Below are 14,767 nucleotides of genomic sequence, written 5' to 3'. Positions count from 1 at the left end.
TAACTTTGGATTGAGGGCTATGATGCCCATCCATTTATGGCGGGTTTCCGTCCCCTTGCGGGGAATAGGTGGTGTTTAACCTTTGGGTAAGGCTTTAAAAGAGTGGAGAAAGTTAATTTGTTTCCGTCCCCTTGCGGGGAATAGGTGGTGTTTAACTCTGTCTTCATGCACAAAGGAGGCAAGTACATTGTAGTTGAAGGTTTCCGTCCCCTTGCGGGGAATAGGTGGTGTTTAACCTTACTCTATCTCTAGCTATGAGTATGGTAGTTTGGAAAGTTTCCGTCCCCTTGCGGGGAATAGGTGGTGTTTAACATAAGAAAGAGTAGGTGGATTATAAGCTGCTACTTGTTTCCGTCCCCTTGCGGGGAATAGGTGGTGTTTAACGTATATTGTCTACTTCTATAGGGTTCACAGAAAATGGTTTCCGTCCCCTTGCGGGGAATAGGTGGTGTTTAACTAGTAGGTATTCTATACCTATAGGTATACCAACTAAAGATTACTTTGGTTAAGTTTCCGTCCCCTTGCGGGGAATAGGTGGTGTTTAACTTAGTTGGTTTAACAGTAAACTCAAAAGGTATTTTAAAATTCCGTTTCCGTCCCCTTGCGGGGAATAGGTGGTGTTTAACTAGTAGAAAGTCTAGGAGATAAAGCCAATGGTCCTCATGCTTTGCGTTTCCGTCCCCTTGCGGGGAATAGGTGGTGTTTAACTGGGAATGCTATGAGATATTCTCTTGGGGTGTTAATGTTTCCGTCCCCTTGCGGGGAATAGGTGGTGTTTAACAAAGAATGGAAGCCAGAGTATGCAACAACAAGCAAGGTTTCCGTCCCCTTGCGGGGAATAGGTGGTGTTTAACATGCAAGGAGTTGACAACTTCAAAGCTAGCTTCAATAAGCGTTTCCGTCCCCTTGCGGGGAATAGGTGGTGTTTAACTCATAATTCATCATCGGACGGGGCAGCTACCTTTACGTTTCCGTCCCCTTGCGGGGAATAGGTGGTGTTTAACTGGTTACTAAATAACTTACCTGAAAATTGTTGGGTAGCTGATTAAGTTTCCGTCCCCTTGCGGGGAATAGGTGGTGTTTAACAAGTATAGGCTCTAGGTGTCTATTGAGTTTAAGTACCTCAAGTTTCCGTCCCCTTGCGGGGAATAGGTGGTGTTTAACAATTATAAAAAGAATACTTATATGTTCAGCTAATTGGGTAGAAGTTTCCGTCCCCTTGCGGGGAATAGGTGGTGTTTAACCTGGAAATGGATTGCAGTCAAATTCATTAATGTAAAGTGGTATAAGTTTCCGTCCCCTTGCGGGGAATAGGTGGTGTTTAACTTCATTGATTATGGTATGGGCTATGTAGAAATACGTTTCCGTCCCCTTGCGGGGAATAGGTGGTGTTTAACTATGCCGTTCAAGGTATTCCCGTAATAAGTGACGTTGACTGTCCAGTTTCCGTCCCCTTGCGGGGAATAGGTGGTGTTTAACTCTTCAAACAAAGTTAACAAAAGATGAGTATCTCTCTGTTTCCGTCCCCTTGCGGGGAATAGGTGGTGTTTAACTCCAGAAAATGTACAAGATTTCTATGTATTAATACGTAGGTTTCCGTCCCCTTGCGGGGAATAGGTGGTGTTTAACCTCCCAGGAATCGCTTTGGCGGGTTTAAATGATGATGGTGGGAGTTTCCGTCCCCTTGCGGGGAATAGGTGGTGTTTAACTGTGTTTTTCAAACTAGACTATGCAGATGGTATAGGTCTAAGTTTCCGTCCCCTTGCGGGGAATAGGTGGTGTTTAACGCAAGCAGAATAGAGTTCTGTCATGCACTCACTAAGTATTGGTTTCCGTCCCCTTGCGGGGAATAGGTGGTGTTTAACAAAACTTAACTTCATACCACTGCGGTTAGGTTCCCTTTGTTTGTGTTTCCGTCCCCTTGCGGGGAATAGGTGGTGTTTAACGATACTACACCTGGGGAACTCCTATTCACAAAGTTTCCGTCCCCTTGCGGGGAATAGGTGGTGTTTAACGAGTATGTCGTCAGATAACACAAAATCTAAAAGTGCAGTTTCCGTCCCCTTGCGGGGAATAGGTGGTGTTTAACAACGAATACTTACAAATTTATCATCCTGATAAACGCGGTTTCCGTCCCCTTGCGGGGAATAGGTGGTGTTTAACCCTACCCTGTGGAAACTATTGATGTATTTGGTTTTCAAGGTTCAGTTGCGCCGAGCTACGGATAAGACAATGTGACTTAAAGTATCCGTACTCAAATTTTTAAGCTGCTTTCGTTAAAATTCAGCTTTATAGGTAATATAAACGAAAAAGCTGAAGTAGTCAAGGTGAAAAACCTAACTTTTCTTTTATTAACACAAGTTTACTTTTCCATAATCTTCATAACTCGCCGCGACAAATTAGCGGCTAAGTTTACATTCCGTTACAAATAGCCAAACACAAGCAAAATCATCAACTTCAGGCTGTAAATTGCTACTAGAAATGCGACATTAAGCTTTACAAAATTAAATAATCCGGCGGTTCGTAAGGAGGCTGACTTCCATAAACTCGTGTTTCCTGTTTTGCTGTTGCATCAAGGGGATAAATTCTCAAACTGTCTTCATTCAATTTCAATATGGGTAGCCAACGCTTCTCTAACAGAGAACTCAAAGTAGACTCATCCAAAGGACACTCAAACACGGAATACTGGACTCTTTGACAGCGTTGTTCTAGCAACTTTGCCAACTTAGTCCGCCGCTTGTCGTCAGGAATGTCATAACAAACTAAATACAGTTTTGGCATTAATTTAACTTTCCCCAGAATTCATCTTATGTTGGTAGTAAAGACTTTTAGTCTTTGATGTCTATCTCAAAAGGACTAAAGTCCTTACTACAAACCTGTAGGTAACAAAAAGCAGCAATCTCTAAAAGAGTCTTTGATGTCTATCTCAAAAGGACTAAAGTCCTTACTACAAACTATGTCGTCATTTAATAACAAACGGCTCATAATCTAAACTCGACTCTACCAAACAGCGTCCTAAACTACGGGCTTGTTCAAGTAAAATTTGACTCAAACTTAACTGACGGTTTTGTGGCGGATAAAGCACCGACGTGCGAAATCTCCTTTCTAACTCACCCAGTAATAACTTTTTCGCCATAGTTCCTAACCAAATCCCCACACCATCAGGTGAAGGTTGAAAATCTTCTGGTGTTAATAAATCGGACTGAATCAGAGAAATCACTGATTGGTCTACCGCCACAGGTCGAAATTCTTCCATCAAATCTAATACTAAATTGGGACGATAAGGTTCAATAGCGTGAAAAAATCCCAAATAGGGGTCAAGTCCCGCCTGAACACAAGCCGCAAACACCCGCGCCAATAAAACCCCATATCCCCAACTCAGCAAAGCATTAATCGGATCTAGGGGTGGGCGGCGATTACGTCCGCAAAAATTCCACTCAGTAGGAAACCAATGTTTCAATGCTTGATAATAAGTACGAGCGCAAATTCCTTCTACTCCCATGATTTCGTTACGATTCAGAGGCGTTGTAGTGTTGCTTAACTGGGAAGCATAGGCACTAATTAAATCTATCGCCTCTGTTAATTCGCTAATTTGTCCTTTGGTAGCACGGTTGCGTCGTTGTAGCAGCACTCGTTGGTTACGAACTTTACCCATAACTAATTTTTGTGCTAACGCCATCCCAAAAGTAGTTTCTACAGTTCGATATTGCGCTAGGCGGATAGTTGGGTTAGTAGAAAATTGTCCTTGCAGACGACCGCGAAATTGTCCATCTTGACGGAGAAATATTGTTTCAATACCCCGGTCTAGTAATAGGGATATGACTACATCTGTTAATTGTACTCCGGGTAAGACTACAACCAGTGTCAATTCCGCCAAGCGACAATTTGTAGACTGTTGCTGTTTGACAATCACTAAGGATTCATTGCGATAGCGGACAATTGTTCCAGCTTCAGTTAGATATAAAGTAGTCACGTCGCTGCACTCCGAATTCAAAATTTAAAATTTTTGCATTAAAGAATTCTGGGAAAACATCGCCCCTGCTCAAGAGTTTCCTTGTCTTTCTTCCATATTCCCCTATGCTGGAAGACCCCATTTCCAGGTGGGTGTAAAATAATTTCATCGTAATTTACGAGACGGGGAAAACATGGTGTCTACATCTGGAGTTAAGAAGCTGATACGATATCGTAGTTGGATTGTGGCGGTAGTGAATGCAGCAATTACCTGGGTAATTTTGATTATTGCCCCTCTAGGTTTGTTCGCGGTGATTAGTTGTACTGTGGGGGTATTTTTAGCTAGCTTACTTGTTGGTGAGATATGCGACAGGCTTTTATTCCAACTTTTGCGTAACCTCAAACGCGATGTCATGGAAGCTAGACGCGATACAGATAACCTAGATGTGGGACTTTCTGCATATCTCGACTTACCCACACAGCAAAACCAACAAGAAGATAGATGAACATATTAGACTTTCGCTTAAGCAATTATTCGATACATGAAAATTTGTAATATCAGATGCGAATTATGCGATTATCTGCTAATAATATTTATGTTCTACTTAATAAGTATGACATCCATTATTAAGTAATTTTGCGGTTGCAATATTAGTTGTTACATAAATACACGGCTGTTTGTGGTTTTTATTTAAACAGGTAAGATTTCCTGAAAACAAGTAAATATTGCTTGATAGAACATTCTAAGATTGCCAAGTATATGACAAATTCTCAAAAAAACATTTCCATAGCCATTAGCTGGTGTTTAGCCTGGGGTGATGAACGTACACCGCAATTTGATTTACCTGTATTACAGCAAATGCGTCAGGATTTGATTACAGGAAAAGACGCACCAGAACAGGTGCAAGAGTTAGTTAAACAGGTGGAGAAGTTACAAGGTATTGATGAAAAGTATTTTCCTAGAACTCTTGATGAATTAAAGAGTGATTATCCTGAGTTATGGAATCAAAATACTCGCATTGGCTTAGTTTATGGTGGTGCGACTAAGATTAAACAATATGTGTTTGAATCAGCAAAAATTCAAGAAATTCGCGGCGCATCTGGTTTATTAGATAGAATCAACATAATTGATTTACCTGCTTTTTTTAATCGTAATTATGAGCCAGAATATAATCCTAATCTTTATAATGCTCAGTGTAGCGACGTTAGAGGATGGCTAAACAAAAATTTCCACAAAAATGTTAATTTATCTGAAGTTTTGATTCCAGAACTAATTATTTATTCTACAGGTGGGAATATACTGGCGTTTTGTCCGGCTGCTTATGTCAATGACTTAGCTAATGCAATTGAAAAACGCTATACAGAAGAAACTTTAACAGCTAATTCTTGTGCTGTTGGTGATAAATTTAAATTGTTAGAACTGCGTTTTGGAATGTTAAAAGAGCCAATTGAGGATACATTATGGTTAGATTGGTATCATCGGGAATTTAAGAAGCCATTAGTTCAAGCTTATTTTGGTTATCCTAGTAATGAAACAGAAAGAATAGAAGCATTTACAAGACGCAAAAGTTTTAATGAATTGACAACCAAATTAAATATTTTGTTTAATCAGCGTCGTAGTGGTAATGATACTCCAGGTCGTCCTAGTCGCCGCTATCCGCCGATGTTTGAAACCCATCCTTACTTGATGCGTGATGGTAGCGATCGCCGTTCTGCTATCATGCGAGTAGACACACGACCAAGGGAAACCTATTTCTCAGAAGCGTCTGTACGTAAGTATTTAGTAGGTGACAGGGCTAAAGATAGTTTAAGTAAGAATCCTCCTTGGTATGAAGCATCTGGGTTAACTTGGCAAAGAGGGGTTATTGAAAGTTGGGTAAATAGATTCAAATTATTTTTAGAAGAAAATCCGAGTTTAAAAACAAAATACTACGGTAGTATTCCAGAGGAATCAGTAGAAATTGCTGAAACTTTAACCCAAGTTTCTAACGCCAGTAATCGTTACATCGCCTATATTTACGCCGATGGTAATAATATGGGCGGTTATATCCAAAAAATTCGTACACCAGAAGACTATCAAAAATTTAGTCAAGATGTAGCTTTAGCAACCGAATATGCAGTTTACCAAGCATTAGCTGAAAACTTACATCCTCACAAACTACACCACTTAAATGATGAAGAGTCAAACTTAAAGAATGGTGAACTTATCCATCCGTTTGAAATTATTACCATTGGTGGTGATGATATTTTATTGATTGTTCCGGCAAATAAAGCCTTAGAAATATCTCAGATGATAGGCGAGAGATTTGAAAAAATCCTGCTGCAAGAAATACACCTGACTGAAAATGAAGCAGCAGACCAAAAAACCGAAGAAGTTAAACAAATTTTTGGAAATTATCGCCTGAATCACACCAAACCATTTGAACCTCATAAATATCAACGTTATAAACCCTTAACAGCAAAACGTTCTGACTGTGAACTAAGTACATCAATTGGTGTATTGATTACGGCTGTAAGCACACCCATATACTACGCTAGAGATTTAGTAGAGCAATTACTGAAATCAGCGAAAGACCGCGCCAAGACATTAAAAAAAGCTGGATATTATAGCGGCACAGTTGATTTTTTAACTCTCAAATCAGTTACAATGATTTCATCCAATGTTAAAGAATTTCGTCACGAAGCATTAACTAAAAATAGCCTCCAAAAATTAAAACTCTACGCTACACCATACACTTTACATGAATTAGGCGGATTAATCACCTCTATCTCAGCTTTGAAAAAAGCTAAGTTTCCCAAATCACAACTTTATCAAATTCGCAGTTTATTAGAACGGGGTAAACATACAGCTATTCTTAACTATCGATATTTTCGAGTTAGACTCAAACAAGGTAGAGAAACATTAAAACAAGATTTTGAAGATGCTTGGTGTTTACCCAAAGATAACAGTAATAAAGGTAATTTAGCACCTTGGATGTATGATAATGGCAAACTAGACCCCAAACATCCAGAAGATCCATTTTATGAGACAATCTGGCGAGATATGGTAGATGTCTATGATTTTGTAGAAGTACCAGATAATGAAATATCGGAAGTTGAATCTGTGGGGGTTGAGTCATGATTAAACTAGAAGAATTATCCAATTCATTGCAAAATTACCCCATTACAGCAGTTATTGATACAGCTTTATGTATTGGTGCTGGTGGTTCTTCTGGTTCTCTTGCAGATAAACCAATTGTTCGCAACGCTGAAAATAATTTGTTGATTCCAGGTTCTCAACTCAAAGGACGTTTACGCCATGAGTGCGAAAAAATTGCTAGGGGTTTAAACTGGCCTGTTTGCTACTCTCCTAACCCACAAACTATGTGTCCACAAAGAGCAGGTTTAACAGAGAATTTTGCCAGGAAAGAGTATAAAATATCAGAATCAGAAGCAGATAAACATCATCATTGTTTAATTTGTCAAATCTTCGGAAATCCAGTTTTACCTTCCTGCATCATTTTAGATGACCTAATTTGTGAAGAAGAACCAGATAATTTACCAGAAGTGATACGTCCCGGTGTAACTATCAACCGTCGCCGTCGCACTGCTGAAGAAGACAAACTTTATTTTTTAGAAACATCACCAGCGAATATTCAACTGAGATTTGCAGGAAATATTTATTTATCTAACGCACCAATTTATGCAGCACCATTAATTTTAGCTGGACTACGCCATATTAATGCTTTAGGTGGTAGTAAATCAGCAGGTTTAGGTTGGCTACATTGGGAATTACCTAATTTACCTTTAGAACAAGCAGCATGGGATTTTCTGGCTAAAGGATTTGAAAAAGATGAAGAAAATTAACTTAGAAATTAAAGCACTGTCTCCTTTAGCAATTGGTAGGCACAAACCAGGCGGAAACGTGAGTGAAGTGGAAACATATATTCCTGGTTCGGTAATTCGTGGTGCAGTTGCTAGCCAGATATTAAAGCAAACTAATCAATCAATTAGTGATGACGATGATTTTCATCAGTTATTTTTAGGAGACAACCCTGCTATTTTTCAAAATGCTTACCCATCTAATCATAAAGTTAAGTCAGAAGTTAGGACTATACCTGCTACGGCTTTAAGTTCTAAAGCTAAATCTGGTTTTAAACAAAAAAATCATGGTGTTTTTGATACTTTAGTTGATCGGTTTTGCGCTGAGAAATATGGTTATATTTATGACCCTAACTGTCCAGTAGATGGTGGTAGAGTAGATACATTCACAGGTTTTTATACTCAAAAAGATGGAAAATATTATAATTCTTCTGCAAATAACCGTCTATTAACCAGAGTAGGTATTAATCGCCGTCGTGCAACTTCTGAAGAACGGGTACTATATAGTATTGCAGTTTTAAACGAGTCTCAAGAGAAGAAACAAGAACCTGTCATCTACACAGGTGCAGTTTTAGTCAATGATAATTTAGCCGTATCTCTACAACAATTTATTCATAATCATCAGGATGATTTGCGTTTAGGTGGTGCAGGTTCACGAGGTTTAGGTAAGGTTAAAATTACAGCGAAAGCACCTGCTGATATTCAATCAAAAGTAATTAATCGAATAGACGAATTTAATCAAAAATTACGTCAACGTTGGCATGAATGGGGCGAAATATTTGGTAGTCATTTAGAAGTATTCCCAGATAATCGTACTTATTTCACTCTGGATTTACAAGCTGATGCAATTTTAACTGACAACTGGCGACGCACAACGGTAATTTCTCCAGAAATGTTATTAAAATATACAGGTGTCACAGATGATTCTTTAGAAATTCATGCTGCTTATAGTAGCTATGACTACCGTTCTGGTTGGAATTCTGCCTGGGGTTTAATGAAAGATGTGGAGTTAGTGACGAATAAGGGAAGTGTTTATTTATTTAGTACAGAAAATAAGCATTTGTGGTTACAAGCTTGGGAGAATTTAGAGGTTTATGGAGTAGGCGATCGCACCTGCGAAGGCTTCGGACAAGTACAAATTTGTAATGAGTTTCATGGTGTATTTAGGGAGAATGCAAAATGAGTGATTTTTCAGAGCAAGAGAAACAATTAAAAATTCAAAAAGGTATCCGCCAATCTGAGGATTTTTTAGTCACTTGGATTCAAGATGCTTTAGATAATCGCAGATCATACGGTAAATTAGAAGAATCTCAATTTCGTAACTTGCTCAGAGTTGCAGATACAACCGAAAGCACAGAAGTAATTAAAAACTTTCTCCGTTATCAAGTAGGTAGAGATGACAAATGGGGAAGAGGTAAAGATTCCTTAGCTGAGAAAATCATCACGGATATTAATACTAGAATTAAAGAGAAAGCTAAAGAGATAGCTAAAACTGCAAAAAGCGAGGATATTAATTCAATTTTGTTGGAATTAACTCGGCGTTATTTAGGATATGGCGCACGATATTTGACTTACAAGCTTAAAGGCGAAAATCCAAATTAATTAGATTTTGATGAGGTTAAGGTTATGGCACGTTTAATTATTTCCACAGTAGGGACAAGTTTACTCACAAACCAAATTGATATAGAATATGAAAGCAGTGACTATGATTCTTTAAGAAAAACAGCTAATTGTAGCACTGAAGAAGTGGACAAGTACCATGAAGATGTAGCGACAATTATTCAAACATTAAAGGAAAGAGCAGAAGAAAAACTTAATGGTGATATTGATGATATTCGAGAAGCTAGTGCAGAACTAAAAGGAATTTATGGAATTTATAACCAAGACATAGATCAGGGTAAAGAAGATACTCATTTACTAATTACTACTGATACAGCACAAGGATTAATTGCTGCTGAACTAATCGAAACTTTTTTGAAAAACCAAGGTCTAAAAAACACAAGCACTTATTATACACCTGGATTCTCGCTAAATGAAAGTGCGACTTTTGCAGAAGGAATAGCAAATTTATTTACTTATATTCAAGAAGTTATTACTTCCTTTAAAAATAATCAATATACAATCTGTTTCAATTTGGTAGGTAGCTTCAAAGCAATTCAAGGTTACTTTAATACAATTGGGATGTTTTATGCTGATGAAATAGTTTATGTATTTGAGGGTTCTGACGAAATTATCAGAATTCCTAAATTACCTGTGCAAGTTAATAAATCAAGCATTGAACCTTATAAGGTTCAATTAGCGATGATGGAAGTAGGAGATGTTCCTAAATCTTGGCAAGCAGCAGAGAAACTTCCTTATGATTGGAGGTTAGTAGATGGTCAAGATATGACTTTATCAACCTGGGGAAAACTACTTTGGAGTCAATGCAGTGATTTTTTTCTGTCACAAGATAAACTTTTAGATTTTCCTAATATACATTATGAGCAAAGTTTCATAGATGACTATAAAAATGATAGAAACAAGAGGGCAGAGGATAAAATAATTTTACAAAAAACACTAGCGCGGTGTGCTGGCTTTCTCCTTAAATATACAGACGGAATCAGTGCATTAAGAACTGATGGAATTATTAGATTACGTAAATATGAAGGTAAACATAAAACAATAGACCATTTTGATTTACCAAAAGGCCGTCGTGTAAGTTGTATTGCCAAAAATGGTAATTTATATCTCCGTCATTTTGGAGAACATGATTATGTCAACAATAAACCCTAATTTACTTATGTTTGACACATTCAAAAATCGCCTAGAAATCACAGGCGTACTCACCACAATTACCGCTTTAAGAATTAGTGCAGGTCGTTCTAGTGAACCGATAGGCTCAGATTTACCTGTAATTAAAGATGCTTTGGGTCAACCATTAATACCAGGGTCTAGCTTTAAAGGAGCAATGCGATCGCGCCTAGAAAGTTTCCTCAGAGGTATTGTAGGTAATAATCGCAAATTAGTAGCTAATCCCGCAATTGAGGAAGAATGGTCAATTACCTCTCAGGAGATTAAGGAATTAAAAGTTAATTGCAATGATGACGAGGCTTTAACTAAACAAATTATCAAGCATACAGATTTAACCTCTCTTTTATTTGGTTCACCCTGGATAGCCAGTAAATTCCAAGTCCGAGATTTAACAGTAGTACGCGATACATGGTTTGGACAATATCAAGAAAGAGACGGCGTAGCTATCGACAGAGACACCGAAACCGCCGCAGACGGGAAACTCTACGATTTCCAAGTCGTTCCGGCTGGGACACAGTTTGAGTTTAAAGCGGTGGTGGAAAACGCCCAAGAATATGAACTGGGACTGTTGATGATTGGGTTACACCAGTTTGAGACAGAACAGATACCACTCGGAGGGGGGCGATCGCGTGGCTTAGGTGTGGTTAAACTAGATATTGAGAAAATGTATTGGCTGAATGTCAACAACGACCCAGAAACACTATTAACTTACTTACAAGAATTAGTAAATAGCAATCCCGGTGATAAACTACCCAGCTATCAAGATGTGAAAGAGTCAGGTTTAAAGCAAGAGTGGACGAACTCTCTGATCAATTATTTAAGAGAAAGTCATGCTAATACTCCTACGAACAAAGCAACATCAAATTCTTGAGGAAGCAAATATGAATTTCTTGCTAATTAAATAAACTTTTCGCTGCTGTTAACTTTATCTTCCAACAGTGTGAAGTGCAGTTAAATAATTTAGTAGCGGCTTAATCTCTAATATTTTAGCAAATAAATCCAGTTATGCACAAAAGATTTGTTAATCACTGCACCATCGATTTAACCATTATCCCAGATGGGCCGATTCTCATCAAATCAGGTAAAGAAGGCGCAGACCCTACAAAACCTGATATGGAATTTGTGGAAACCTATCACGCTGGGGGACGTTCCATATATTTACCAGGAAGCAGTTTAAAAGGAGCAATTCGCGCTCATGCAGAACGTATAGTTAGAACAATTGGTGATGAAAAACCCAACGCTAAAAACTTACCTTGGGCTAATAATCCATTAAATGACAAATACGATTATTTAGAGAAAAAATCAGCCCCAGAAATTTACAAATTATCCTGCTTTACAGACCAAATTTTTGGTAATACTTCGATTGCTAGCAGAATCAGAATTGAAGATGCTCATCCAGTTGACAGCAAACAGGTGAAAGTTGAAGAACGCAACGGAGTAGCAATTGATAGAGTTTTTGGTTCTGTAGCAGTCGGGCCGTTCAATTATCAAGTCTGTACGGCTGGCGAATTTAAAACTAAAATCCATCTCAAGAATTTTACTTTAGCGCAATTAGGCTTAATTGGTTTAGTATTGCGAGACTTAAATGATGGTTGGTTTGGTTTAGGTTTTGCTAAATCTCGCGGTTTGGGTACTGTACAAGTTAAGTTAAATCAAGCCGTTGTTCAGTATCCTGGTTGTATTTTATCAGAAGATAAACAACAAATTCATACTTTTGGTAGTGAGCAAGAATGGAATAAAACCTTACTCCTAGGTGTGGGGGAATTTTTACAAACTGAAGAAGCAAAGTTATATGGTTTCTCCAAACCAGACAATCAAGATACACCAGTCGCAGCCCAAGAAATGGATTTAGGTTTTGGTGTACAACTAACTTGGCGGGAAGGAACAGTTAACGATTTATTTGAGCATTGTGTTAGGTCTTGGAGTCAGTTATTAGGGGTGTCTAAATGAAACCTTTTGTTGGTGTTAAAGAAGCTTTACCACGGACACAGTTACTAGAGTTAATTACAAAATTTTCCACAGAATCTAGTTACTATTTTTGGCGTTATAGTCACCAAGTTAGCGGAATTAAAGAACAACCACCTACCAATGATGATTTTCCCATGCTTGAGGGACAAATATTCAATAATAATTTTGAATTGCGGTGGAAGCAAAAATATCGAGATAATTATGAAGTGCTACTGCTGACTATTACTGATAATTATGATAATTTCCAGCCCATTGGTAAAAGTTGGCGAATAGAACCGCAAAATTATGATAACTTTCCATCTTACGCCTATCCTGCTTATGGTTATGGTCTTGATAAAACTCGTTTTCCTAAAGAATTCAGTTATCCCAAAAGTTTAGATATTCGAGTAAATGAAGATAAGAAAAACCAACCAAAATTAGGTCAACGTTACTTTATTGATAACGAAACTTCCACCGTGCAATTTGTGGCTTTAACTGTAGAGGTAAATTAACATGACAAGAACTCCTCCCCCACCGCCAAGAAAACCGACTTCTAGAGATACATCTAACCCGGAACTAGCACCAAAGCCTTATGAATTCGTGTCTTTCCCTCCAGAACGCCCTAACTTACAGCGTCCTGTGGGACATGATAAATATTGGAGCGATCGCCTACATGGTACACTCTACCTAACCCTGAAAGTGCAGACATCTCTGCACATCTCCACCGGGATAGTTGCAATGGGAAGCGACATTGGTAGTAACCGCATCCCCCTAATTAAAACAATGGTGCAGGGTGTTGACCAAAAACTCTCAATTCAAGGAAGTTCTCTCAAAGGTTGCATCCGTTCAGTATATGAAGCAATTACCAATAGTACATTAGCAGTTGTTACTTCTAAATATAACAAAGAAAATAAGTATCCCCAAGAACGCCTACCTTGCTCCAACAAAGAAAAACTTTGTCCAGCTAGTCGGGTATTTGGTGCATTAAATTGGCAGGGTTTGCTAGATTTTAATGATGCTAAGTGTGAAAGCATCGGCTTTACCACTGGATTTATGCCTTCTTTATATCGTCCCCGACCTGACCAGAGTAGTGCATATTTTGTTAGAGGTAAAGTAGCAGGACGTAAGTTTTATTATCATACCATTAGAGCCATTGATAAAGGACAAAATTCTGGGGTTGCTGTCCAACAAGCCGGGAAAGAATATACTTTTAAAACTCAATTACACTTCAAGAACTTACTACCAGAAGAATTAGGAACTTTGTTGATTATATTAGGACAAGATAGCAAATATCCTCTAGCTTTAAAAGTCGGTGGTGGTAAACCCATCGGTATGGGAACAATGACAGTAACTATAGATAAAATTCAACGTCCCCAAAGTTTAAAACAGCGTTACTCATCTTATGAAATCAGCGATTCCGAGGAACTTACAGGAGATAAATTAGCACAATTTAAACAGGAAAAGATTCAAGCTGCACACTCACGCCTTGTGCAGAAACAACAGCTAGAAGAACTGACAAAAGTGCTACGCTACCCAACCGACCGCGAACCACCATCAGGGATGTATTAATGATGACAATAAGTGAATCTACCTCGGAAACTCTCACAGATAGACAGTGGGAAATTGCCCATGCGATCGCTCTAACTTTAGTCAAAGAAGATACTGATGTCAACGAGTTAGGAAAAGCTGTTGCCTATCTGCGTGCTTATAGTAATAGAGAAGATGCAACTTCCAGATTTTTTAAGTATTTAAAAACCTTAGTAAGTAATGGTAGGCAAATAGGACACAGTAAAAAAACCACAGATTATTACATTAGTATTGATAAAGCTTGTAGCGATTATCTCAAAAGTATTAGTGATGCCTATACCATCCTGCAAATTTTAGGCTGGGTATCTCGCCTGATGCGTTATTACAAAGACGCTGGTGTTCCCATTGGTGAAATTGCTACTCCCACCGCACCACCTGTAGAGTCAGCACGTCAAGCGGAAATTGCCAGAGTTGCTAAATCTCAGGATTTCAAAGTTGATCAGATATTAGATGCGACAGTTACCAAAATTAATGGTAACAAGGTCACGTATGAAATTTTGGGGACAATTAAGTTGACTGAGAGAGAACCTAAAAAAGCAAGTGTGCTTACACAAGGGCAGACGGTTCAAGTGACAATCGTGGCTCTCAAGGATGATGGAAGTATTAAAAATGTTAAGTGTGCCAACTAAAT

13 protein-coding genes and 1 CRISPR repeat array (1 of these 14 cut by a window edge) are annotated in these 14,767 nt (G+C 38.4%); of the genes, 11 read left to right on the top strand and 2 right to left on the bottom strand.

The window, feature by feature from the left end:
- Window positions 1–2,163: direct repeats of the CRISPR family, unit length 37 nt; unit sequence GTTTCCGTCCCCTTGCGGGGAATAGGTGGTGTTTAAC; it reaches 108 nt to the left of the window's first position.
- Between the two features lie 333 nt (window positions 2,164–2,496).
- On the bottom strand, window positions 2,497–2,781 hold the full coding sequence (cas2, locus tag AACS98_RS17680) for a CRISPR-associated endonuclease Cas2 (protein WP_066382200.1): 285 nt from the start codon (window positions 2,779–2,781) through the stop codon (window positions 2,497–2,499).
- A gap of 181 nt (window positions 2,782–2,962) precedes the next feature.
- A complete protein-coding gene (gene cas1, locus AACS98_RS17675) occupies window positions 2,963–3,973 on the bottom strand; it encodes a CRISPR-associated endonuclease Cas1 (RefSeq protein WP_066382194.1) in 1,011 nt (336 codons plus the stop codon).
- Between the two features lie 172 nt (window positions 3,974–4,145).
- Here cas1 and csx18 point away from each other — a divergent pair, with 172 nt between their 5' ends.
- The 11 genes from csx18 to AACS98_RS17620 all read left to right on the top strand — a co-directional run bounded on the left by csx18 (window position 4,146) and on the right by AACS98_RS17620 (window position 14,765).
- A complete protein-coding gene (gene csx18 / locus AACS98_RS17670; protein ID WP_066382193.1) occupies window positions 4,146–4,457 on the top strand; it encodes a CRISPR-associated protein Csx18 in 312 nt (103 codons plus the stop codon).
- 254 nt (window positions 4,458–4,711) lie between these two features.
- Window positions 4,712–7,072, top strand: coding sequence for a type III-B CRISPR-associated protein Cas10/Cmr2 (cas10, locus tag AACS98_RS17665; RefSeq protein WP_066382191.1), 2,361 nt, complete (start codon window positions 4,712–4,714; stop codon window positions 7,070–7,072).
- Window positions 7,069–7,797 carry an RAMP superfamily CRISPR-associated protein gene (locus tag AACS98_RS17660; RefSeq protein WP_066382189.1) on the top strand — a complete coding sequence of 243 codons (729 nt, stop codon included), beginning with the start codon at window positions 7,069–7,071 and terminating at the stop codon, window positions 7,795–7,797. The genes cas10 and AACS98_RS17660 overlap by 4 nt, the downstream gene beginning before the upstream one ends.
- Window positions 7,784–8,995, top strand: a complete 1,212-nt coding sequence (gene csx10, locus AACS98_RS17655) for a type III-D CRISPR-associated RAMP protein Csx10 (RefSeq protein WP_066382187.1) — start codon at window positions 7,784–7,786, stop codon at window positions 8,993–8,995. The genes AACS98_RS17660 and csx10 overlap by 14 nt, the downstream gene beginning before the upstream one ends.
- Window positions 8,992–9,414 (top strand): hypothetical protein, encoded by a 423-nt coding sequence (locus tag AACS98_RS17650; protein WP_066382185.1) that lies wholly within the window; start codon window positions 8,992–8,994, stop codon window positions 9,412–9,414. The genes csx10 and AACS98_RS17650 overlap by 4 nt, the downstream gene beginning before the upstream one ends.
- Window positions 9,415–9,438: 24 nt before the next feature.
- Window positions 9,439–10,584 (top strand): hypothetical protein, encoded by a 1,146-nt coding sequence (locus AACS98_RS17645; protein WP_066382183.1) that lies wholly within the window; start codon window positions 9,439–9,441, stop codon window positions 10,582–10,584.
- A 7-nt stretch (window positions 10,585–10,591) separates the two neighbouring features.
- A complete protein-coding gene (gene csx7, locus AACS98_RS17640; RefSeq protein WP_066382391.1) occupies window positions 10,592–11,473 on the top strand; it encodes a type III CRISPR-associated RAMP protein Csx7 in 882 nt (293 codons plus the stop codon).
- Between the two features lie 134 nt (window positions 11,474–11,607).
- The gene (locus tag AACS98_RS17635; RefSeq protein ID WP_066382181.1) at window positions 11,608–12,552 is read left to right on the top strand and encodes an RAMP superfamily CRISPR-associated protein; all 945 of its coding nucleotides are present in this window, start codon (window positions 11,608–11,610) and stop codon (window positions 12,550–12,552) included.
- Window positions 12,549–13,061, top strand: coding sequence for a hypothetical protein (locus AACS98_RS17630; protein WP_066382179.1), 513 nt, complete (start codon window positions 12,549–12,551; stop codon window positions 13,059–13,061). Before AACS98_RS17635 ends, AACS98_RS17630 begins: the two co-directional genes overlap by 4 nt.
- Before the next feature lies 1 nt (window position 13,062).
- On the top strand, window positions 13,063–14,118 hold the full coding sequence (locus tag AACS98_RS17625; protein ID WP_066382177.1) for an RAMP superfamily CRISPR-associated protein: 1,056 nt from the start codon (window positions 13,063–13,065) through the stop codon (window positions 14,116–14,118).
- Window positions 14,118–14,765, top strand: coding sequence for a hypothetical protein (locus tag AACS98_RS17620; protein WP_232317170.1), 648 nt, complete (start codon window positions 14,118–14,120; stop codon window positions 14,763–14,765). The genes AACS98_RS17625 and AACS98_RS17620 overlap by 1 nt, the downstream gene beginning before the upstream one ends.
- Window positions 14,766–14,767 lie beyond the last annotated feature (2 nt).

Origin of the sequence: Anabaena sp. CA = ATCC 33047 (genome assembly GCF_963870205.1) — a bacterium.
Taxonomy (GTDB): domain Bacteria; phylum Cyanobacteriota; class Cyanobacteriia; order Cyanobacteriales; family Nostocaceae; genus Trichormus.
This window is presented reverse-complemented; position numbering and strand designations above follow the sequence as displayed.

Excerpts from the sequence above, each read along its gene's own strand:
- AACS98_RS17625 (WP_066382177.1), top strand. The coding sequence starts at position 13,063 with ATGACAAGAACTCCTCCCCCACCGCCAAGAAAACCGACTTCTAGAGAT.
- AACS98_RS17660 (WP_066382189.1), top strand. The coding sequence starts at position 7,069 with ATGATTAAACTAGAAGAATTATCCAATTCATTGCAAAATTACCCCATT.
- cas2 (WP_066382200.1), bottom strand. The coding sequence starts at position 2,781 with ATGCCAAAACTGTATTTAGTTTGTTATGACATTCCTGACGACAAGCGG.
- AACS98_RS17635 (WP_066382181.1), top strand. The coding sequence starts at position 11,608 with ATGCACAAAAGATTTGTTAATCACTGCACCATCGATTTAACCATTATC.
- AACS98_RS17630 (WP_066382179.1), top strand. The coding sequence starts at position 12,549 with ATGAAACCTTTTGTTGGTGTTAAAGAAGCTTTACCACGGACACAGTTA.
- csx10 (WP_066382187.1), top strand. The coding sequence starts at position 7,784 with ATGAAGAAAATTAACTTAGAAATTAAAGCACTGTCTCCTTTAGCAATT.
- AACS98_RS17650 (WP_066382185.1), top strand. The coding sequence starts at position 8,992 with ATGAGTGATTTTTCAGAGCAAGAGAAACAATTAAAAATTCAAAAAGGT.
- AACS98_RS17620 (WP_232317170.1), top strand. The coding sequence starts at position 14,118 with ATGATGACAATAAGTGAATCTACCTCGGAAACTCTCACAGATAGACAG.
- cas10 (WP_066382191.1), top strand. The coding sequence starts at position 4,712 with ATGACAAATTCTCAAAAAAACATTTCCATAGCCATTAGCTGGTGTTTA.
- AACS98_RS17645 (WP_066382183.1), top strand. The coding sequence starts at position 9,439 with ATGGCACGTTTAATTATTTCCACAGTAGGGACAAGTTTACTCACAAAC.
- csx18 (WP_066382193.1), top strand. The coding sequence starts at position 4,146 with ATGGTGTCTACATCTGGAGTTAAGAAGCTGATACGATATCGTAGTTGG.
- csx7 (WP_066382391.1), top strand. The coding sequence starts at position 10,592 with ATGTTTGACACATTCAAAAATCGCCTAGAAATCACAGGCGTACTCACC.